At 46.7% G+C, this 873-nt stretch carries 1 protein-coding gene; it reads left to right on the top strand.

Annotation, left to right across the window (positions count from 1 at the left end; translation table 11 throughout):
- Nucleotides 1-703 (top strand): hypothetical protein (locus R8N47_RS24260; protein ID WP_318185984.1); only part of this gene is annotated, 703 nt, incomplete at its 5' end.
- Nucleotides 704-873: the final 170 nt, after the last annotated feature.

Below are 873 nucleotides of genomic sequence, written 5' to 3'. Positions count from 1 at the left end.
AGCCGCACACGAAGTAAGCCGATTACAGGGCACTTTTGAAGTCGCGTTCGTTAGCTTGATTGATGGCTACTGCCAGTTCTCGAATCACGAACTTACTCAGCATGCCAAAATCGACTTTGACCATTTGGAAGGTCTAACGCTGTATTCAATCCCAGCGCTGTTGGCAATGGTGGATCAATCGTACGCGATGGCTGAAAACCGCCTAGCAAACGAGCAAAACCAATTGAGCAACATTGAAAAAGAAAAACAGAGGCAGAAACAGCAAGCAAGTGCTGCGGCAGCCGCTCGTTACCAAGACGGTAACGTGTTGGTGAAAGTCGAGAATTTTGATGGTTCTAACGTGATGTTTTCCGTCACAAACGTAGGTTCTCAAGGTTCATTACAGCCAAACTTCAACACATTTAGCGCCTATCGCACCGAAAGTGGAGAGTTGGTCTATAAGTCAGAATCTTTGCTGCATCTGGCTGATACGGCAGGCAACACGCTGCAAACGATGGGCATTGCCGAGCTTTCATCCAAAGGTGGAAACAGCTTGTCGATCTCTCCTGGAGAAACTCGAAAATTCATCACCAGTATTGCTTCGGAAGTCGCGCCACACGCGCAATTAAGCTTAGAGTTTCCAGCCAAAGTGCTCAATACAGAGCAAGATTTCACGCTGTCGTTTTCCGACTCTATCGCGGTAGCAACAGCCAATGTGAATTAACGGCGAGAGAGAACATAACGAACAAGCCAATGTTTGTTGAGCGCATCAAAGACAGGCGAGCGACGCCTGTCTTTCAGTTATGAGCAAGCAAATCGCTACTGTTTGCACTTGTAAGCATTTGCAAACATCGTCACTGACGTAGAAAAGCTTAACGGGTGGTATAAATACAA

The sequence above is a fragment of the Vibrio sp. 2132-1 genome (assembly GCF_033344315.1).
This window is presented reverse-complemented; position numbering and strand designations above follow the sequence as displayed.